Genomic DNA, 19,268 nt, shown 5'->3' with positions numbered 1-19,268 from the left:
CACATGACCACATCTCCAAGTTGGCAAAGAAAATTGCTATTGGTATTCCGAAGCGAAAAAAGATTGAATGCAGGTAAGATTATTAAGAATTATGAAGGTAAAAGCTTTGATGCAATGAAAACAACAACGCTTACTGAATCAATGTGTGACATTGAAGCACTAACCGATGAGCGCAAGAGCACAGATCTAGAAAACCATTTGAATAATTTAAAATACCAATCATTAGGAGAGTCTGAGCTCTGTTTTTATCACAATACGCTTATTATATTGATGCGCCGTAAATACAAGATAGATTACATATTTGCTGAATTTGAAAGGCTATGGCTGGCTGAAAGCGATTATCTATTGGAAAACTTATCTTTACGCTGGATTGTCTCTGCCTGTGATACATTTATTGATCATTCAGACAATACTCACAGAGCAGCTATATTGATGAATGTCGTGACTTTAATGAACACTTTGAGAGCCTACGAGACCAAGAATTTTTTGCAGCGACCCGCTGACTCTATGCCATTGATACCTGAAAAAACCGCCATGCTTTATGCTGGTGACTTACCTCTTTATAACGGTCTTACTTATTTTCGCATAGGGACTGATGACAGTTTGAGAAACATGCGCAAACGCTATCATAAATTCTATAAAGCAGATAAGTTGGCCACAAATATGCTGTTGGCTGTTTTTGAAAAGCTACAGCATACTGATAGCGCTTTTGCCACATTACGCGCATTACACAAAGACGATTGGTCTAAATGGTGGCTGGATTAAGAACGCTTTTGACTTCAAGATCAGTTGCAAAGGTCAGATATTTTTGGGCAATAGTAACCGGAAGAAGTGCCTCGTTAAATTCAGCGTGAAATTGTTGAGGGTTTTTCATTGCTAAGCTCAATTTTGCAGCGATAGCATCTATATCTCCCACTGGCATTAAATTATTTTCTGGCAATAACTCACTCGGACCTGACTGACAATCGGTACTAATGACAGGGGTACCCAAAACCAAAGATTCTGCAATCACTAAGGCAAAGCCTTCCCAATCAGAGGTTAGCACTTTAACTTTAGCATGTTTTATGTAAGGAAAAGGATTCTCCTGAAAACCTAAAAATACCACTTTTTCTTCTAAGTTAAGTTCTACTACCAATTGTTCTATTTCGTCTTTCAACTTGCCTTTGCCTAGCAGTAATAGTGGCATAGATTGATCTGTTTGAGCGTAAGCTCTTAACAACACATCATGTCGTTTCGCTTCTTTAAAACTGCCCACATGAATGATGTAGTTCTGATAATCTGGAACAAAAGCATCAGCCAGCTTTTTAATTCCATCTCTATCAATTGGATTATGAATACCAATCGTTGGTGTAATATTTCCAAAGCTTTCAACAAAATCTCTTTCGGCGCCCTTGCTGACACATACACAAGGATGCTTAGAGTATATCTCCATCATCTTTGACCTTAATTCGTGATTAGTACCAGTATCGTCAAACTTATATAACAAAGACACAGTATTGTGTATCACATAAAAGATATTAGGCAGCTTACTATTGCTCAGAATACTGTCTGCGCGATCAAGGTTTGACAAGATCAGATCAGTTCTGCCAATGTTTTTTGAAATGTAACGATCTACTACAAACGCAAAAACTTTGTCACGACGCTCTAATTTTGGTATGAGCTTAAAACGCTTGAAATTGAGTAAATGGTAATTAAGATTTGGATTGAGATCGTAGTCGATTCGAGGTTTAAACCTCAAGACATGAACTTCATACCCTAAGTCATAAAACCCCTGTCCTAAAGTAAGGACGACGCGCTCAGCACCACCACCTTGCAGGCAATTTATCACTAAGAGCACTTTTTTCTTATTTTTCTTGTGGGCATTTTCTGTTATTTTTATTAATTTATTAATCATTTTCTAGTCTTTCTCATCACTACAGGTAATTTTTAATATAAAGAATAGGCAGTTTTATCAACTTTTAGTATTCACGCTGTGGGCAAAGCCTACATATTCTGCCGCAATCTGAGCTGGGAGAAGTTTTTCATCAAATGGTGCATGAAATTTCTGTGGGTTATTCATGGCTTGACGCATTTTTTCGGCAATTGCATCAACATCACCCATTGGCATCAAGTTGTTTTCGGGTAATAACTCACTTGGACCTGAAGGACAGTCAGTACTTATGACAGGCGTACCTAGCACTAAAGCCTCAGCGATTACCAAGGCAAAGCCTTCCCAATCAGAGGTCAGTATTTTAAATTGGGCGTTTTTTATATAAGGGAAAGGATTTTCACAAAAACCTAAAAACACCACTTTTTCCTCTAGGTTTAACTCTTTAACTAATTGTTCCGTCTCACTTTTATGCTTACCTTGGCCGAGCAACAATAGCGGCATAGACTGGTCTGTTTGAGCGTATGCTTTTACCAATAAATCATGACGCTTTGCATCTTTAAAGCTACCCACATGGATGATGTAGTTTTGATAATCTGGAACAAAAGCATCAGCCTGTTTTTTGATTCCATCTCTATCAATTGGATTATGAATGGCAATCGTTGGTGTGATATCACCAAAGCTTTTTATAAAATCTTTTTCAGCGCCCTTGCTGACGCATATACAAGGATGCTTAGAGTATATGTTGATCATCTTAGATTTTAGGTCGTCAGCTGCACTGGTCTTATTGAACTTATATAATAAAGACACCGTATTATGGATCACATAAAAGATATTGGGCAGCTTACTATTGCTCAGGATACTGTCTGCACGATCAAGGTTAGACAATATAATGTCAGGTTGACCGATATTTTGTGAAACATATTTATCAACCGCACGCGCAAAAATTCTGTCACGCCGCTCTGATCCTGGTATGAGCTTATAAGGTTTAAATCTAAGCACATGATAATTAAGATTTGGACCCAAGTCGTACTCAACTAGCGGCTTGAATCTTAGTATATGTACCTCGTAGCCCAGCTCATAGAATCCTTGACCTAACGTTAATACTACACGTTCCGCACCGCCACCTTGTAGACAGTTAATAACGAGTACTACAATTTTTTTGTGCTGCTTCATAAATGACAACCTATGGATTGATTCTTCACCCATTTGAAAACAGAATATACGATGATTTTACGAAAAAAATTAGCGATTAAACAATTTCGCAAATAACGATTTAGAGGCAGACGGACGAGTAACTTTATTACCGACATAGTCTTGCTGAGATTTTTTCGGAAAACGTCCAAAAGGCTCAACTCTATAGTTGTCTAACTGATATCCTGCAGCAAGTGCTTCGTTATAATATTCATCAAAAACCTCAGACAAATCTTGTCTTGGGTGCGGCATAATATTACCATCAAACCAATGCTTAAATCCTTCTGCTTTTACTCTATCTATTGCGTATTTGTGGCTGAACTGCGTGCCCATATCTGAGTAATGTAATATCTTGATATCTTCTATTGGTAAATCTTCACCATCTACGCAATTATAGGTATTAAGGTAAGGCTCGATGAGCTTTCTATTCTTCTTAAGCAGCTTCATCATGTGTTTATGGCTATCAGGATCTTTTCTGAGTTGTTGAATCGGCGGAACAACATCCTTTGCCTTGTTACAATCCCAAACGCAGGTACATAAGCGAGTCATATCCGCATTTGTTTTGGCCGCTACTACAGATTTTCCATTGATGGGATGACGCCATAAATTTGCTAAGTCATCCAAAACCACCACATCAGCATCCATATAAATAGCACGCCCAGAGTAACCACAGTATTCTGGAATAGCCCACCTGAACCCTGAAAATGGCGTTGACCATTTGGTTGTGTCCCAGCCTTCGCCAGTTCCAGGATTAGAATACCAATAGCTTTTAGGATCACGCGATAGCTGCATCCATACTATTTCAACAGGGACGCTGGTATGTTTATGGATACTATAATCCAACACCATCATCTGCTCTAAATCACAGTTATTTGGGTCGCAACCAACAAAAACTCTAATAGTATCATTTGGCTTCATAATTACATCCGTTGACTGATAAATACTCTAAGCCTTATACCTATGTGATGATACTTGAATGCGATAAGGCTTAAGTACTGATTTTTTAACATGAAATTCGTTAAAATCACGTTGAGCTTATTCTTTCCAATATTTTTCTATCCACCCAACTGGCAAAATAAAGTGACGCAGATGACGGAGCGGTCTTTTTAAGTTCTTAGGCTCAGTGAGTCTTTTCAAATGATCTTTGGCATTGTTGGCAGCGTTTTTGTTATATCTGCCTTCAATAGCATGCGTCGGATACAAATCACCAGGGAAAATGACGATGCGTGCGCCTTTAGGAATTTTTGGTTCCTTAATATAGTTAAGCGGGAATGGCTGACGACATTTGCGTCTAAAATGAGCAACCCACGCCTTTGGAAACAGCTTGACGCCACCTGGCGCGTTGCGGGTAACAAAGCGCTGCTCAAAACGATATTCATCAGCGACACCTTGCGGATCGGCTTTGAACTTTTCTTGTAATGAGACAAGTGACCCTATTTTAAATCTAAAGCAAGACGTCTGACCCAAACGTTCTAATGGATTACTTGGGTTATAAGACAAAATAACGTCATCTGGCTCGCCATATTCAAAGAAAGGATCGAGACTATCTACTATAATCACATCCAAATCTACAAACAGCACTGTGCCTGTCAAATCACCCAGCTTCTCACCCCACAAGCGAGATTTCGGCCACTTACCAAGGGTATTGGTCGGCATAGTGACATCTAGTGGTGGCAATTCTTGACATTCGATTTCTGGACGCACATCAGTCGTATCATCTGTAAAACAGACAAAACGAAACGGTGGTGTGATGTTACGAGAGACCATGCCATATAATTTATTGGCATAATCAGCGCCGTACTTTGTACCCCATTTAATACAAATAATTTGTTTGATATTATTATTATCTGCTGTACTAGAATCTATTGGCATTGACTGCTCACTTTAATCTTATGGATAAATATGACAAATATATTAGCATAAAAAAGCTGAACGATTATGCTCAGCTTTTTTGATCGGTTTAAATAATATGGCTTTTAGTCGATGAAGCTTAACCAATCCATATATTTTTCATTGCGACCATGCACAACATCGAAATATAACGTTTGTAGTTTTTCGGTCAACTCGCCACGACCACCATTACCGATAGTACGATCATCATATTCACGAATAGGCGTCACTTCAGCAGCGGTACCTGTCATAAAGATTTCGTCCGCTAAATAAAACTCATCACGAGTGATACGGCGCTCAACAACTTTGATGTCTAAATCCGCTGCGAACTGAAGAATAGTACGACGAGTAATGCCGTCTAATGCACCACCAGATAGGTCTGGGGTATGTAGGACACCGTCTTTAACTAAGAATAAGTTTTCGCCAGCGCCTTGGCACACAAAACCTTGTGGATCCATTAAGATCGCTTCGTCATAACCATTACGAGTGACTTCTTGGTTTGCCAAGATAGACACAGGATAGTTGCTAGATGCTTTTGCTTTGCACATGGTGACGTTAGGCATATGGTGAGTGTAAGAAGAGGTTTTTACGCGGATACCATTTTTGATACCCTCATCTCCTAAATAAGCACCCCAATGCCAAGCAGCAACCATCGCATTGATACTGTTTTCACGAGATGAGATACCTAGCTTTTCTGCGCCTACCCAAATCAAAGGACGGATGTACGCTTCTGCTAAGTTGTTTTGTTTGACCACATCTTTTTGTGCTTGCTCAAGTGTTGCCGCGTCAAAAGGCACATCCATTTGGAATATTTTCGCTGAGCCTAATAAGCGCTCAGTATGATCTTTTAGGCGAAAAATAGCAGTGCGGTTATCGGCTGTTTGGTAAGCGCGTACCCCTTCAAACACAGCCATGCCATAATGCAAGCTGTGCGTCAGTACATGAACTTTAGCATCTGGCTGTTCGAGCATCGTGCCATTCATCCAAAGCTTACCGTCTTGTGTTGCCATATTCATTTTATAGTCCTTATGCTAGCGCTAACGTCTAACTTTTTAGATAGGTTTTATTCAACAGTATGTGTCAACATCATATAATAACACCGCCGTATCACATTTTATGGTTAAAAATACAATTTCATTATGAATCGATACTGATGGTGAAATTATGATGTGAAGCCGATTATATCATTGGCAGTACGAGCAAATGAAATCTTTTGGTTTACATACTATTTTCATATTATTTATCGTTACTGATTTTATGGTCATTGGTTTTATAATTATTAGCTTTATGGTTATAGACTCCCTCAAGATGTTGGTAAGGTTGTGTCTGTCAAATTGACACCCATCAAATGCTGCCATTGCGCTTGCAAAAGTGCACGCGTCTCTTTCCATAATGACTCATCGACCAATAACGACTGCTCTGACAACGCTAACTGATGAGTGGCCGCACGAATTCTGAGATAGGCATCCGTCAGATCCTGACAAACACGCTGCTCCCAAATACCTAATGATCCCACTTCCTCAAAAATACGGACATTATCACTCCACTTAGTCAAACTTGGATACTCGTGCGAATAAGCCAGCACAGCGAATTGTGCTAAGAACTCAATATCGACTATGCCACCCGCATCTTGTTTAAGATGGAACTTGCCCGCTTGTTGTTGCCATTGGCTCGTACCCAAATGTTTTTGCATTTTTATACGCATACTGGTGACTTCAGAACGTACTTGTTCTATTGTCCGTGGTAATGCCAACACATCTCGACGAATATCACAGAACTGTGCTGTTACTCGCCTATCACCACAAATTGCGCGTGCACGAACCAAAGCTTGATGCTCCCACGACCATGCTTTTTCAAATTGATAGGTTTCAAAAGCATGGCAGGATACTACCATCATACCTGCGTTGCCTGAAGGGCGTAAACGCATATCAATCTCATAAGCGCGGCCATCTCGCGTTTGAGTATTGAGATAATTCATCAATTTTTGTACCAAACGTGCAGCGAATTTCATGCCACTCACCGATTTCTCACCGGTAGTCATACCTTGCTCTTTTATTTTATGCAAGAACACCAAATCCAAGTCTGAAGCATAGGACAACTCTAGCCCGCCAAGTTTGCCGTAACCGATGATAGCGAAACCACAATCTGCCTCTGTAACTGGATCACCATCTTGACCAATAGGATAACCATAACGCTTCACAAGCTCGGCAAAGGCCCGCTCAAGTGCAGCCTCTAACACTACTTCTGCAATATAAGTCAGGGAGTCCGACACTTTCATGATTGGACGCTCAGCCAACACATCGCTGGCCGCCACAGCCAATACCTGATTCTTTTTAAACAGTCTTAGGACACTCAGTAATTCTTCTTCATCATTAGGTTCAACCCGCAACAACTGTTGACGCAAAATATCACGTAATTCAAGCTTGTCAGGCAAGTGACGATAGCGCTGCTGTAAGAAGCTATCTAGAAGTACTGGATACTGTGCCAGCTCTTTTGCAATCCACGGACTGGCTGATAACATCGGAATCAACTCAACCGTTGCATTCGGATTTTCTGCGATCATGACCAAATATATAGAACGACGACAGATCGCTTCGAGCAAGGCGATAAGGCGAGGTAAAGCAGTATTCGCCAGTTGCTGCTGTTCTTGGTGCGCAAGTAGCGCATGTACGATGACAGGATATGCATCATCCAAGCGCTCGCGGGCTTCCTCGCTTAAGTTGGCAACCATTTTTGACTGCCAAAAATCCTGTAGCAACTTACCATTATCTTCTGTCAGTACTTGATATAAACGCGCAATCTGTTTGTCCAGACGCTCCGGTCCGATATCCGTTTCTTCTTGAGTGGGTACCTGACGCTCCGTCACCATGCGTTCAAATGGCACGTTGACATTGTTTCGATGCTGATTAAGAGTGCTCAGCAGCGCTTCCCAGTTATCAAATCCAAGGGTGATCGCAAGGTTATGCTGCCATTTTGGATCATGCGGTAAACGCTGAGTTTGCTGATCATTGATGGCCTGAATACCATGCTCAAGGCGGCGCAAAAACCGATAAGCCGCTTGCAACTGCTCATATGTTGACGTTTCTAAATATCTAAGTTCACACAATACTTGCATCGCTTCTAAGCAAGACTTGATCTGTAACTGCGGATGCCTACCTCCATAAATTAGCTGAAAGGCCTGTACAATAAACTCAATATCTCTGATACCGCCTGCACCAAGTTTGATATTATCCAAGTCCTCACGCTGAGCCACTTGGTTCTGAATGAGTGACTTCATCTCTCGAAGCGCTGAGAACGCACTATAATCCACATAGTAGCGAAAAACGAATGGTTTGATGAGCGCTTGTAATTCATCATAGAATGGCTGGTCTATGTGGCCTACTACTCGGGCTTTTAACCAAGCAAAACGCTCCCACGCACGTCCATGCAAAGAGAAGTATTTTTGTAGCGCCGATAAATGGATGGCCAAATCACTACCATCACCCCATGGACGCAAACGCATGTCGACTCGAAAAGCAAAACCATCAGCCGTTTTATTGTCCAATAGTTTGATAATGCCTTGACCGAGTCGCGTCATAAAACGCTTGTTGTCTATACTGCGTGTGCCATTTGCCTTGTTGCCGTTGGTTTCTCCGCGTGCCTGATGAACAAAGATGAGATCAATATCACTCGATAAATTGAGTTCATGAGCACCAAGCTTACCCATCGCCATGATTGCCATGTCATCAATTTGCACATTACCTTGAGCGTTAATAAAGGTTGGCTCACCGTACTGTTTAACCAAATGACGATACGTATAGTCCTTAGCAAACGAGATACAACCATCAGCAAATTCAGACAGCTCATCGGTCAATTGCTCAAGCGCAATCACTTGTAAGGCGTCTTGCCAAATCCAGCGCATCATCAGCAGTGTACGCAAGTGTCGTAAGCCGCTCATTACCTTTGCTTCATCAACCAATTGATAGTTCTCATCCAACGTATAGTCTTGAATCAGATCATCAATTTGCTGGCGTGTTAAAGTCTGGTCTAGAGGATAGCTACGTAAAAACGTTTGACACGAGACCGTCCGGCTCTCCCAAATCTGATAAGCAAAGCTACTTGCCGTTTGCAATGTTTGTAGCTGCGCCGCTGTCGGCTGACAATCTGTCGTATTGTTCATGGGTGAAGGCATAGCAGGTAACATAGGGACATAAACTCCTTGCATAGAGTGATAAGACTACGTGAAGCTCGCGCATAAGTTTATTGTTTTTTCTTACGAAGCAGTCACTGTATCCAATAACAGCACTTAATAATAACTGTGGGATATAAAACCACATTTCATGGCAGTGCGCCTAGTTGCTTTGAGTGGCTTTATGGTAGCATAAACAACTTTAGCACAGATGATTGATAAAAATTCTATGACCACCACTACGCCCTTACTCCTCATTACTGCCGACCCTAGCCATCCGCTTGCCAAGCTAGCGCTGCGTTATGCACTTGCCTATCTTCAAAACGTTACAAATGCAGTTACTGCAGACGAGCAGCACAATGACAGCGACCACTCCAAAATAAAAAAAGCGTCGTTAAATATCTTTTTTTATGGAGATGCCGCTCATATTGCAAATCGTTTGCGTTGGCAGTCTGCTGACCAAATCAATTTGACCAAAGAGTGGCAAAATCTCGCTGAGCAATATGACTTATCGCTACCCGTTTGTGTCAGCACTGCCCTCAGTCGTGGCATCACTGATGCTGATAACAGCACACGTCATCAGCTTGATAGCGACAACCTTGCCGCAGGTTTTGCCTTAGTTGGACTTAGCGAGCTTGCCATGATGATGCAAGAGAACAATACGCTGATGCAGTTTTGATAAAGTGCAGCTTTAGCAAAAAGCAGCCTTAGATAAAGGCCAGTCAATGACTACACAGATTAGGAAGTAATCATGAAATTATTAATTCAGCTACATACGGCGACTGAGATGGCCAGTTATGAAGGCTGTGCGCTTGCGCTAACCCTAGCAACTTTTGGCCATGAGGTGCAGCTTTATTTGGATGCGCCCGTCTTTGGCCTATTGATGCAGCCTGAATCACGTTTGCATGGCATGATTCAGTCGCTTGATCTATATGATATGCCAGCCGCATGGCTCCCTGATGATGTCTTTAGTGGTTGGGTGACGGGCATGCTACCAGCAGATTTGGCCTCTCAATTAACATTGATACCAGAAGTGGTGAACACTCAAGATTTTGAGCAGATATTGCGATTTTGATGACAAGTAATATCACCAAATAGATCACTATTTGACCCAACGCCTAATATTAAAATAACAACAGCTGGACATACTTATGGCAACCTTATATCAGTTACACAGTACAATGGATACGCTTAGTCACGCTACCGAAGAGATGGCACGCACATGGCGCTCAGGTGACAGTGTGATACTGCTCGGCTCAACCATCGCTTTTATCGATTGGTTTAATGCCCATTTAGAAGAGAGCGAAATACAGGGTATTGCTGGCATCTATGCACTAGCAGATGATGTGTCTCAGCTAACCACCAATACCAGCGCTAAGCTCAATCTAGATGCCAAATTAAATGGTTTGTTAACAGATTTGGAATGGGTTAATTTAACCCAAGACAGTCAATTCGAGAAAGTGGTGACGATTACCTTATGAATAACGACAATATGACCCAAGATTTGAGTAACGTGGCATTGGATCAGGACGGTCATTTATGTGACCATAGTATTTGGACACCTGCTATTGCGCAGCAACTCGCTAATACCTTAGATGTGGTGTTAGAGACTGAGCATTTGCAAATCTTACAACAGGTACGAGCGTTTTTTGATAAGTTCAATCACGCGCCCGCCACACGCCCTCTCATTAAATGGCTACAAAAAACGCTGCCAACCCATGACATTAGCAACCAAAAGCTTCAGCAGTTATTCAATACAGGGTTGGTTGCTCGCCATGTCAATCGCTTAGCTGGTCTACCCAAGCCGCCCAACTGTTTATAAGGTATTAGTCATTGTTATACGTGTCTATAGATATAGGACATGATATTTGATTAGCCAATCAACAGAGCGTTATTTTGGATCATAGACAGTCAATGTCTCATAGCCAATACTGCGCCCCTCGTCACCAGAGAAGCCTTGCTGACGCCATATTTCATACAAGCATATTGCCACGCTATTAGACAAATTCAAACTGCGTGAATCAGCAAGCATCGGTAATCTCAGCCAATTGTCTGCGCCGATGTCTTCACGAATATCGTCAGCCAATCCTGCGGTTTCAGACCCAAACACCAGAGCGATATTAGGCATTGAGTGGTTTTCTACCTCTTCAGTGCCTCGCTGTCCGCTAAAATCATAGTCATAAAAAGGCTTACTAAGCTTGGTGGTCAGCGCGGTAATCGTTCGACAGTCTGCAGCTTGCAATGCCTGTCTTGCCATTATCCAATCATCGTGTACTTGCAAATGCGCATACTCATGATAGTCCAGACCGGCACGGCGCAGTTTTTTATCATCAAGCTCGAACCCCAAAGGTCTCACCAAATGTAGCTGCGCGCCTGTATTCGCACACAAGCGGATAATATTGCCTGTATTGCTAGGCATCTTAGGGGCTACCAGCACGATATGGATGGTCATAATACTCCTCAAGTAATCAAAGCAAACTGTTGTTTGCCTTATATATGGTGTGTAATGAAAAGTTACAGTTTACTAGCGATAATTACATTTTGATACTGTGCAGCGTTTTTAACTTTCACTATTATGTCGGTAACGGATAGCGAGATAATATTTATACATTATCATTTTATTCATTACCCCCTCAGTGAAGTTTAAGCACCTGCTTAGGTCACTGTGATTATTTATAAAAACCCATTTTTGAGGATACTATTATGAAAAAAGTAATTATCGCATCTTTAGCTGCTATGTTTGTTCTAACTGGTTGTAACACTTTTAAAGGTTTAGGCCAAGACGTATCAAGTGCTGGCAGTGCTGTATCTGGTAGTGCACAAGAAGTACAAAACAAAATCTAAGTGTTAACTACTTAGATGTTCTAGAGGGCTTATCATTAATTTGATAAGCCCTTTTTTTATTGTAAGTTTTTTAAGATGTTTCAGCTGTAAACTGCTGCTTGATAATATGGCGATCAATATTCACTGTCATAAAAACTCTCGTAATATTTGATTTAAGTAACGCTGCCCTAATGCGGTCGGCTGTAGCTGCTCAGTACTGTCTATCAATAATCCCTGCGCTATCAGTTTTTTCACTTGCACATCAATGTCATCGTAACTAAGACCCGTTCTAGCTTCAAACAACGACCACTCTACCCCGCCATGCAAACGTAGTACATTCAGCATGAACTCACTGACTAGCTCGTCACTGGCAATTTTCTGCCAACCAACCATTTTTGGGGCAAGTTGTTGAATGGACGAATACTCAGTTACTGGTAAATCTTTAGCCTCAACGTTAGCGGTATCATGACTGTCAAACTCGTCATTTTTAACCATATAATCTTTAGGCAAGCGCGACTTACTAAAACGGTAAATACCAGACGCTTCTAGCAAGTTATTTTCTAATCTATCGTCTGTTTCTACAGGGCGTGTCCTACTTTCAGTTAAGTTTGAGTCTATATGACCAACCGTTACCTTACCATGCGCGCCAGCGCCAATCGCCAAGTAGTCACCAAACTGCCAATAGTTAATATTGTGACGACATGGCTTGTCTGAGGTGCCCACCCAAGCTGAGACTTCATAATTGCTATAGCCCAAATCCTCTAAAAGCGCTTGACCAGCTTGCTCAATATCAGCCAAATTGTCTTCATCTGGCAAAATAGGCTGACTGCGATAGAATACTGTGTTGGGCTCAATGGTTAATTGATACCAAGAAATATGGGTAGCACCCGCTTCATGCGCCATGCGAATATCGGTCAATGCTTCATCCATCATTTGCTGCGGTAATCCATGCATCAAATCCACATTGACTCGCTCAAAACCCGCGGTACGAGCAGCACGAATTGCTGATAGTGCCTGAGCAGGGTCATGGATACGACCAAGCGTTTTCAATTTATCAGCAGCAAAGCTCTGTACCCCAATAGACAACCGATTGATACCCACTTTCAAATACTCAGCAAAAGGGGCATGCTCAAGCGTACCTGGATTGGCTTCCATCGTTACCTCGATGTCTTCAGCAAAGCTAAAAATACGACGTAAGCTAGAAAACAAACGCTGGTACTGTGCAATTGGCAGCAATGAAGGGGTGCCCCCGCCTATAAATATTGAGCTGATTTCACGCTCTTGCGTCAGCGACTGTTGTAATCGAGCATCCAGCAACAGCGCGTCTACGTATTCATCATACATAGACAGCTGAGAATCTTCTGGTAGCTCGTGTGAATTAAAGTCACAATAAGGGCACTTTTTGACGCACCACGGGATGTGAATATAAAGTGCTAGCGGAATGGCTTTCACGTCCCATACACTCACCATAGAATCATTAAAAGGTCTATTGCTACTTAAGAAATGAGCAGATTGAGTATTTGACATAAACGAAGGGTTCTTTAGTAAAGGTATCTGTGAAAAAGCTGTCTGCAAAACGGTCTATACAAATAGGTGGCTGATGTTATCAGCAGAAAGTAGCGCTAGGATAACGGCTAGATGATGTAAAGAAAAGCGCTGCGATGATAAATTTCTCAACAAAACCACTCATAAAAACCGATGTTAAAACGATTGGCTTACAGGCAACATGTTAAAAACGCATTAATCAGACGTTTACGACAAATAACTGACCATACTATAAGGATACAACACATGGCTTATTGGCTGATGAAATCTAACCCAAAATTTTTTGGTATTGAAGATTTAGAGCGACTAGAGACAGATGACTGGGATGGCGTTCGTAACTACCGTGCTCGCAATTTTATGCGTGATGACATGCGTGTTGGCGACAAAGTTGTCTTTTATCATTCTAGCGCCAAACCGTCAGGCGCAGCTGGCATCATGACTATTAGCAAAGCAGGATTTCCTGATCCCAGCCAGTTTCATCCTGAACATCGCCATTACGATCCATTGGCCACTGAAGACGCGCCGCGTTGGTATATGGTAGAAGTGACGTTTGAATTGGCTTTCATAAATGTTTTACCTTTATCAGAGCTGAAGTTTTTGCCAGCACTTGAAGACTCTTTACTCCTTAAAAAAGGTTGCGAGCAGCTTACTATTATTCCACTTGAGCCAAAACATTGGCACGCCATTATGTCTATGGCAGATACTCTTGGCCTACTGCCAGACGAGGCCAACGTCCATCTGTAAGGGTAATATATAAAATTTTATGTTGTAAGTTAACACTTATCCACGTACGTGCTGTATAAATTTGCTATATTGGCGAGCACAGACTTTTTATCTGCTTACCCTTTTTATAACTGTCATATAACAACGCTAGGATTTAGTTATGAGCGCACCCAAACTGCTATTGTCTGCCTTAACCCTCAGTATGCTCAGCTTGACGCTCAGTGCTTGTGGTAGCGATGGCGACAAGGCCAAAGAAGAGTACGACCGCATAGAAGATCAGGTAAAAGACGAATATGATCGTGTGGAAGACAAAGTAAAAGAAAAATATAAAGAAGTTGAAGACAAACTCAGCGATGACGAAAAATCTATGGCTGAGATTTTAAAGTCAGTATTCTTGCCAGAAGAGTCACTGGATAATTTCTTAGACAAGCTGACACCAGAGGGTGGACGTGGTGGTCTGTATGTTGGACACTTCGTTGAACTCAATGATGGTGACAGCAACGATACTGATATTGGCGCCGTATACTTTGACATCAGTAAAGATGGGGTTGGCAGTGTTGACGGTAGCATTAGCTATCAGCAACAAGCTTGCCAAGAAAATAATAGCTTGGGTGTAAATTCAGCCCTAAAAATCGATAATTATATCGCTGGTAAAGTGACAGGCAGTCTCGATACTTTAGAGTTTTTGGATGTTAAGTATGTTAATGAGTTAGGGATAGAAACACCAAACTTGCTAACTACCTTTGCTGGTAGTTTTGAAGAAAAAGAAGCAGGCTCACCGTGGAAAGGCAGTTTTGAATATCAAGATGGATTGGGCGCCAAAACGCTATCAAGTGGCGAAAACAATTGTAATGTGACTTATACCATTAGTGATCGTTCCAATTTTAGAACCTATCCTCTGGACTATGAATTTGGTCAAATGAACCTTGATATTGTCGGTAATGGAAATCAGAAAAATGTTATTTGGAAAAACCCTGCTAATACTCAGCACGTATTAATCAGTCAAATCGACGTCAATAAAGCAGAATCGGGTGCTAATGGCTATGTACAGAATCTGGTATTGAGTAATCTTGAAACCCAGTTTGCGCCTGTTATTTCTGACAAATCAATTAACTACGCGATTGTCGTACAAGCATTTGACGCGAATAATACACTAATCGGATATCAAGCAGTGGTACAAGATTTACCAGAATCTTTATGAGCTAATATTTTAGTGATAACAAACGCTTCTTTAACGTTGACATCATAGCCCAGCTTCTTTACCATCTTCTTTACTTGTAACCTGTCTATTCACTTTTTGAATTGACGGGTTATTTTTATTTTTGTGCCTTTCATTTTATTTTCAGACTTTGCCCTTATAGGCTTGCTTCTACTGTTTATCAAATTATCATCATTGGCACAACTTCTATCTTACTGTCCGCTATTGATTTGCTGATGACCATATTTGCTCATCCGCAATGACGACCACAAAGAATAAAAAGTTGCTCACTATGGTTTTTCCATTATCTTTTAAAGACTTTAAAAGCTACAGCTTCCGCTTAGGCGTGCTTGCGCTTCCTATTTTGATTACTCAATTTTGCCAAGCAGCTCTTGGTGTCGTAGATGCCATTATGGCGGGTCAAGTCTCTGCACTTGATTTAGCGGCCGTGGCTGTTGGTTCTGGTATCTGGCTTCCTCTATTTTTATTGGCTTCTGGTATTTTAATCGCAACCACACCGCTGATTGGTGAAGCGATAGGTAAAGATCAGCACAGTCAAGTACCACATATCACCCAGCAATCTTTATGGACTGCTGGTGTCCTTGGTATTATTGGTTTCATCGTTGTCAATTTAGCGCCTAATGTACTCGGAATCATGGGTGTACCTGAGAACATTCAGCCAATTGCCACGCAATATTTGCATGGTGTCTCCTTTGGTTTTCCTGCTTTGGCTGTCTATGCGGTACTGCGCAGCTATTGCGAAGCACTTGGGCGACCTGAGCCCGTGACTGTCATTAGTATCATCGGCTTACTTGCCGATATTCCTCTGAACTATATTTTTATTCATGGTTTATTTGGGATGCCTGAGCTTGGCGGCGCCGGTTGCGGGGTTGCAACTGCCTTAGTTTTATGGATAAACGTGTTGCTACTCGCCACTTATACCAGTTTTACTAAGCGTAAACAGTTTGCCAGTACTCGCTTTTTTTATGCGTTTGCCAGTCCTAATCGTGCACAGATCAAAAAACTTCTTAAGCTTGGTATTCCTATTGGTGTGTCCATCTTTTTTGAAGCCAGTTTATTTAGCTTGGGCGCACTCGTCATCAGTCCATTGGGCGAGCTGGCAACTGCATCGCATCAAGTCGCATTGTCTGTCACCTCGCAATTGTTCATGATACCTATATCAGTCGCGATGGCATTAACCATCATGGTATCTAATCGCTTTGGCGAAAAAAACATGATGGCGCTGCGTCAGGTGCAAGCCACTGGTCTCATATGGACAGTATTGATTGCCATTATTTGTATGCTTGGAATATGGCTATTTAGACCACAATTGGCAGCGGCCTTCACTGACAATCCAGCCGTGATGGCTCAATCTATGCATCTGCTTATTTTTGCGCTCGCTTATCAGCTCTTTGATGGCTGGCAAGTAAACATCGCAGGGATATTGCGCGGTATGCAAGACACTGCCGTACCCATGTTGGTCACGCTATTTTGTTATTGGTTAGTGGCTCTACCACTAGGTATTTATTTGGTGCGCTTCACTGATATTGGGGCACAGGGATTTTGGATGGCATTGATTACTGGTTTGGTTTTGTCGTCTATCTTACTCACATTACGACTACGTTATCAACAAAGACGTTTGAGAGCTTTGTGGGGTTGATCGTGTTTCTGTTCATCCAAACAATACTTCTAATGATATTTACTGGCGCTATGAGGTCACATAGACTATGATAAATCGTTAATATTTTCTTACGCGCACGATAGCTTACGTCATAATATGTAAAAAAACTCAGTTAACAACTGTACATCGATTGCTCATTGACCGGAATATAGGTATCATTAGCAATTATCTACACAATATTTAGTTACACTATTTCTCGACTTTGGTACAAGGCAAAATTAAAACTATGGATATTGAAAAAATACGCACCCTGATCGCCCTTATGGAAGAAAGTGAACTGGTTAACTTAGAAGTTAGCTCAGATAATGAGCATATCAGTTTGACTCGTCACTATGATGCGCCTGCGCCAACGATGATGGCTGCGCCCGCTGCTGCTGGTGCACCAATCGCTGCTGAAGCCGCGCCTGCAGCAGTAAAAGCTGGTAGTGTTGAGACATCGCCAATGGTAGGTGTTTATTATTCAGCCCCTAGTCCTAATGATCCGCCATTTGTAAAGGTTGGACAAAAGGTACAGGCTGGTGACACCTTAGGAATTATTGAAGCGATGAAAATCATGAATCCTCTTGAAGCGACCCAAAGTGGTGTCATTGACGAAATCTTAGTGAATAACTCAGAAGTGGTACAGTTTGGTCAGCCTGTCGTACGCTACAAAGCCTAACGACTATTTTTGCCATACTTTATCTCATGATGATAGAGGATTCGTTATCTTCTGTAAGATGATCTAATTTAGGTCGTCTTATACTAAGTGCATTTAATTTGAATATGCCTAGGCTAGCGACTCTATCAATGAATGCCGCTTCGACAAGGATGAACCCATGATAAAAAAACTGCTCATCGCCAATAGAGGTGAGATTGCCCTGCGTATCGTTCGAGCTTGTAAAGCTCTTGGAATAGAAACTGTAGGTGTCTATTCCACGGCTGATGCAAACTTAATGCATTTGCGCTTTGTTGACGAGGCAATCTGTATTGGCAAACCTAACGCCAGTCAGAGTTATCTTGACATCAATACCATTTTGACCGCAGCTGAAATCACTGGCGCTGATGCCATTCACCCTGGCTACGGCTTTTTATCCGAGAATGCTGAGTTTGCTGAACGAGTTGAAGAGGCAGGTCTGACCTTCGTTGGCCCTAACGCTGATCATATTCGTTTGATGGGTAACAAAGTATCAGCCATTAACGCGATGAAAAAAGCAGGTGTACCGACCGTGCCTGGCTCTGTGGGTGCCGTTACGCTCCATAATGCTGAAGAGCAAGCACGCAATATTGGTTTTCCATTGTTGATTAAAGCCGCTTCTGGTGGCGGCGGTCGTGGTATGCGTGTGGTTGAGCGATTTGAAGATATCGTTGGTCAAGTACAAGCTGCCAAACAAGAAGCAGAATTGTGGTTTGGCGATGATACTGTTTATATGGAGCGTTATCTACAAAACCCGCGCCACGTAGAAGTACAGGTATTGGGTGATGGCAACGGCAATGCTATTCATTTGTATGATCGCGATTGCTCGCTACAACGTCGTCACCAAAAAGTATTAGAAGAAGCCCCTGCTCCTGACATCCCTGATGATGTGCGTGAGCCTATATTAAGAGCTTGCGTAAAAGCATGTGAGCTAGTGAAATATCGCGGCGCAGGTACTTTCGAATTTTTATTTGAAAACAACGAATTTTTCTTCATCGAGATGAACACTCGTGTTCAGGTTGAGCACCCTGTTACCGAAATGATTACAGGTATCGATGTGGTCGTTGAACAGCTTAAAATCGCTGCTGGTTATGGATTGTCTTATCGTCAAAGCGAGATTGAGATTCAAGGACATGCGATTGAATGCCGTATTAATGCTGAAGATGCAGCAACTTTTGTTCCTTGCCCTGGTACAGTAAGTCAATTGTTTGCTCCAAGTGGCGCGGGCGTTCGGTTTGATTCACACCTATATCCTGGCTACGAAATACCGACTTATTATGACTCGTTGATTGGCAAACTGATTTGCCACGGTCAAACCCGTCAGCAAGCGGTATCTAAAACATTGCATGCACTTGATGAATTGGTCATTGAAGGCATCAAAACCAACATCCCTCTACATCGTGACGTGATTTTAGCAGATGATAATTTTGTCAATGAAGCACAAAATATCCATTATCTTGAAAGAGAGCTTTTAACAGCGAACAAAGCAAAAAAACAATCCTAGAT

The 19,268-nt window shown here is 41.8% G+C and carries 19 protein-coding genes; 11 read left to right on the top strand and 8 right to left on the bottom strand.

Translation table 11 applies throughout. The features are described from left to right. Window positions 1-3 precede the first annotated feature (3 nt). Window positions 4-765 carry a hypothetical protein gene (locus tag FW759_RS08620; protein ID WP_446442730.1) on the top strand — a complete coding sequence of 254 codons (762 nt, stop codon included), beginning with the start codon at window positions 4-6 and terminating at the stop codon, window positions 763-765. On the opposite strand, the gene FW759_RS08615 is transcribed toward FW759_RS08620, so the two are convergent. The 6 genes from FW759_RS08615 to glnE form a co-directional block, all read right to left on the bottom strand. Beyond that, a complete protein-coding gene (locus FW759_RS08615; RefSeq protein ID WP_446442729.1) occupies window positions 746-1,894 on the bottom strand; it encodes a glycosyltransferase in 1,149 nt (382 codons plus the stop codon). The two genes, FW759_RS08620 and FW759_RS08615, sit on opposite strands and share 20 nt — an antisense overlap. A gap of 57 nt (window positions 1,895-1,951) precedes the next feature. Next, a complete protein-coding gene (locus FW759_RS08610) occupies window positions 1,952-3,043 on the bottom strand; it encodes a glycosyltransferase (RefSeq protein WP_353671323.1) in 1,092 nt (363 codons plus the stop codon). A gap of 69 nt (window positions 3,044-3,112) precedes the next feature. Next, window positions 3,113-3,979, bottom strand: coding sequence for a glycosyltransferase (locus tag FW759_RS08605; protein ID WP_353671322.1), 867 nt, complete (start codon window positions 3,977-3,979; stop codon window positions 3,113-3,115). Between the two features lie 117 nt (window positions 3,980-4,096). After that, the gene (locus FW759_RS08600) at window positions 4,097-4,933 is read right to left on the bottom strand and encodes a hypothetical protein (protein WP_062844401.1); all 837 of its coding nucleotides are present in this window, start codon (window positions 4,931-4,933) and stop codon (window positions 4,097-4,099) included. Between the two features lie 104 nt (window positions 4,934-5,037). After that, window positions 5,038-5,967 carry a branched-chain amino acid transaminase gene (locus tag FW759_RS08595; protein WP_095568539.1) on the bottom strand — a complete coding sequence of 310 codons (930 nt, stop codon included), beginning with the start codon at window positions 5,965-5,967 and terminating at the stop codon, window positions 5,038-5,040. Window positions 5,968-6,254: 287 nt separating this feature from the next. Continuing rightward, window positions 6,255-9,134: a bifunctional [glutamate--ammonia ligase]-adenylyl-L-tyrosine phosphorylase/[glutamate--ammonia-ligase] adenylyltransferase gene (gene glnE, locus FW759_RS08590; protein WP_099046695.1), complete on the bottom strand. Its 2,880-nt coding sequence runs from the start codon at window positions 9,132-9,134 to the stop codon at window positions 6,255-6,257. A 214-nt stretch (window positions 9,135-9,348) separates the two neighbouring features. Here glnE and tusD point away from each other — a divergent pair, with 214 nt between their 5' ends. The 4 genes from tusD to FW759_RS08570 all read left to right on the top strand — a co-directional run bounded on the left by tusD (window position 9,349) and on the right by FW759_RS08570 (window position 10,941). Continuing rightward, window positions 9,349-9,798 carry a sulfurtransferase complex subunit TusD gene (tusD, locus tag FW759_RS08585; protein WP_446442728.1) on the top strand — a complete coding sequence of 150 codons (450 nt, stop codon included), beginning with the start codon at window positions 9,349-9,351 and terminating at the stop codon, window positions 9,796-9,798. A gap of 72 nt (window positions 9,799-9,870) precedes the next feature. Beyond that, window positions 9,871-10,194 (top strand): hypothetical protein, encoded by a 324-nt coding sequence (locus FW759_RS08580; RefSeq protein ID WP_095568541.1) that lies wholly within the window; start codon window positions 9,871-9,873, stop codon window positions 10,192-10,194. Between the two features lie 76 nt (window positions 10,195-10,270). Next, the gene (locus FW759_RS08575) at window positions 10,271-10,600 is read left to right on the top strand and encodes a hypothetical protein (protein WP_446442727.1); all 330 of its coding nucleotides are present in this window, start codon (window positions 10,271-10,273) and stop codon (window positions 10,598-10,600) included. After that, entirely contained in the window at window positions 10,597-10,941 is a 345-nt protein-coding gene (locus FW759_RS08570) for a TusE/DsrC/DsvC family sulfur relay protein (RefSeq protein WP_443509192.1), read from the top strand. The genes FW759_RS08575 and FW759_RS08570 overlap by 4 nt, the downstream gene beginning before the upstream one ends. Window positions 10,942-11,010: 69 nt before the next feature. Here FW759_RS08570 and FW759_RS08565 read toward each other — a convergent pair whose 3' ends face one another. Beyond that, window positions 11,011-11,571, bottom strand: coding sequence for a tRNA (cytidine(34)-2'-O)-methyltransferase (locus FW759_RS08565; RefSeq protein WP_062844397.1), 561 nt, complete (start codon window positions 11,569-11,571; stop codon window positions 11,011-11,013). 251 nt (window positions 11,572-11,822) lie between these two features. On the opposite strand from FW759_RS08565, the gene FW759_RS08560 reads away from it, so the two are divergent. Next, on the top strand, window positions 11,823-11,963 hold the full coding sequence (locus FW759_RS08560) for an entericidin A/B family lipoprotein (protein ID WP_062844396.1): 141 nt from the start codon (window positions 11,823-11,825) through the stop codon (window positions 11,961-11,963). A 126-nt stretch (window positions 11,964-12,089) separates the two neighbouring features. Here the strand turns inward: FW759_RS08560 and hemW are convergent, their stop codons facing one another. After that, complete coding sequence (gene hemW, locus FW759_RS08555; protein ID WP_446442765.1) at window positions 12,090-13,412, bottom strand: radical SAM family heme chaperone HemW; 1,323 nt, start codon at window positions 13,410-13,412, stop codon at window positions 12,090-12,092. A 321-nt stretch (window positions 13,413-13,733) separates the two neighbouring features. On the opposite strand from hemW, the gene FW759_RS08550 reads away from it, so the two are divergent. From FW759_RS08550 to accC, 5 genes are all read left to right on the top strand, one after another. Beyond that, on the top strand, window positions 13,734-14,231 hold the full coding sequence (locus tag FW759_RS08550; RefSeq protein WP_446442726.1) for an EVE domain-containing protein: 498 nt from the start codon (window positions 13,734-13,736) through the stop codon (window positions 14,229-14,231). Window positions 14,232-14,370: 139 nt separating this feature from the next. Further along, the gene (locus FW759_RS08545; RefSeq protein ID WP_446442725.1) at window positions 14,371-15,411 is read left to right on the top strand and encodes a hypothetical protein; all 1,041 of its coding nucleotides are present in this window, start codon (window positions 14,371-14,373) and stop codon (window positions 15,409-15,411) included. A gap of 289 nt (window positions 15,412-15,700) precedes the next feature. Then, entirely contained in the window at window positions 15,701-17,068 is a 1,368-nt protein-coding gene (locus FW759_RS08540) for an MATE family efflux transporter (RefSeq protein ID WP_446442724.1), read from the top strand. Window positions 17,069-17,315: 247 nt separating this feature from the next. Continuing rightward, complete coding sequence (gene accB / locus FW759_RS08535; RefSeq protein ID WP_446442723.1) at window positions 17,316-17,747, top strand: acetyl-CoA carboxylase biotin carboxyl carrier protein; 432 nt, start codon at window positions 17,316-17,318, stop codon at window positions 17,745-17,747. A gap of 157 nt (window positions 17,748-17,904) precedes the next feature. Continuing rightward, a complete protein-coding gene (accC, locus tag FW759_RS08530) occupies window positions 17,905-19,266 on the top strand; it encodes an acetyl-CoA carboxylase biotin carboxylase subunit (RefSeq protein WP_062844391.1) in 1,362 nt (453 codons plus the stop codon). The last annotated feature ends 2 nt before the right edge of the window (window positions 19,267-19,268 follow it).

Source organism: Psychrobacter sp. 1176_08 (assembly GCF_052850615.1).
The sequence above is the reverse complement of the archived record's forward strand: the minus strand, read 5'-3'. Positions and strand labels throughout refer to the sequence as shown.

Coding starts and splice junctions, on each gene's coding strand:
- FW759_RS08580 (WP_095568541.1), top strand. CDS start 9,871: ATGAAATTATTAATTCAGCTACATACGGCGACTGAGATGGCCAGTTAT.
- FW759_RS08570 (WP_443509192.1), top strand. CDS start 10,597: ATGAATAACGACAATATGACCCAAGATTTGAGTAACGTGGCATTGGAT.
- accB (WP_446442723.1), top strand. CDS start 17,316: ATGGATATTGAAAAAATACGCACCCTGATCGCCCTTATGGAAGAAAGT.
- FW759_RS08615 (WP_446442729.1), bottom strand. CDS start 1,894: ATGATTAATAAATTAATAAAAATAACAGAAAATGCCCACAAGAAAAAT.
- accC (WP_062844391.1), top strand. CDS start 17,905: ATGATAAAAAAACTGCTCATCGCCAATAGAGGTGAGATTGCCCTGCGT.
- FW759_RS08620 (WP_446442730.1), top strand. CDS start 4: ATGACCACATCTCCAAGTTGGCAAAGAAAATTGCTATTGGTATTCCGA.
- hemW (WP_446442765.1), bottom strand. CDS start 13,412: ATGGTGAGTGTATGGGACGTGAAAGCCATTCCGCTAGCACTTTATATT.
- FW759_RS08605 (WP_353671322.1), bottom strand. CDS start 3,979: ATGAAGCCAAATGATACTATTAGAGTTTTTGTTGGTTGCGACCCAAAT.
- FW759_RS08610 (WP_353671323.1), bottom strand. CDS start 3,043: ATGAAGCAGCACAAAAAAATTGTAGTACTCGTTATTAACTGTCTACAA.
- FW759_RS08600 (WP_062844401.1), bottom strand. CDS start 4,933: ATGCCAATAGATTCTAGTACAGCAGATAATAATAATATCAAACAAATT.
- FW759_RS08560 (WP_062844396.1), top strand. CDS start 11,823: ATGAAAAAAGTAATTATCGCATCTTTAGCTGCTATGTTTGTTCTAACT.
- FW759_RS08550 (WP_446442726.1), top strand. CDS start 13,734: ATGGCTTATTGGCTGATGAAATCTAACCCAAAATTTTTTGGTATTGAA.
- FW759_RS08575 (WP_446442727.1), top strand. CDS start 10,271: ATGGCAACCTTATATCAGTTACACAGTACAATGGATACGCTTAGTCAC.
- FW759_RS08545 (WP_446442725.1), top strand. CDS start 14,371: ATGAGCGCACCCAAACTGCTATTGTCTGCCTTAACCCTCAGTATGCTC.
- glnE (WP_099046695.1), bottom strand. CDS start 9,134: ATGTTACCTGCTATGCCTTCACCCATGAACAATACGACAGATTGTCAG.
- FW759_RS08595 (WP_095568539.1), bottom strand. CDS start 5,967: ATGAATATGGCAACACAAGACGGTAAGCTTTGGATGAATGGCACGATG.
- tusD (WP_446442728.1), top strand. CDS start 9,349: ATGACCACCACTACGCCCTTACTCCTCATTACTGCCGACCCTAGCCAT.
- FW759_RS08565 (WP_062844397.1), bottom strand. CDS start 11,571: ATGACCATCCATATCGTGCTGGTAGCCCCTAAGATGCCTAGCAATACA.
- FW759_RS08540 (WP_446442724.1), top strand. CDS start 15,701: ATGGTTTTTCCATTATCTTTTAAAGACTTTAAAAGCTACAGCTTCCGC.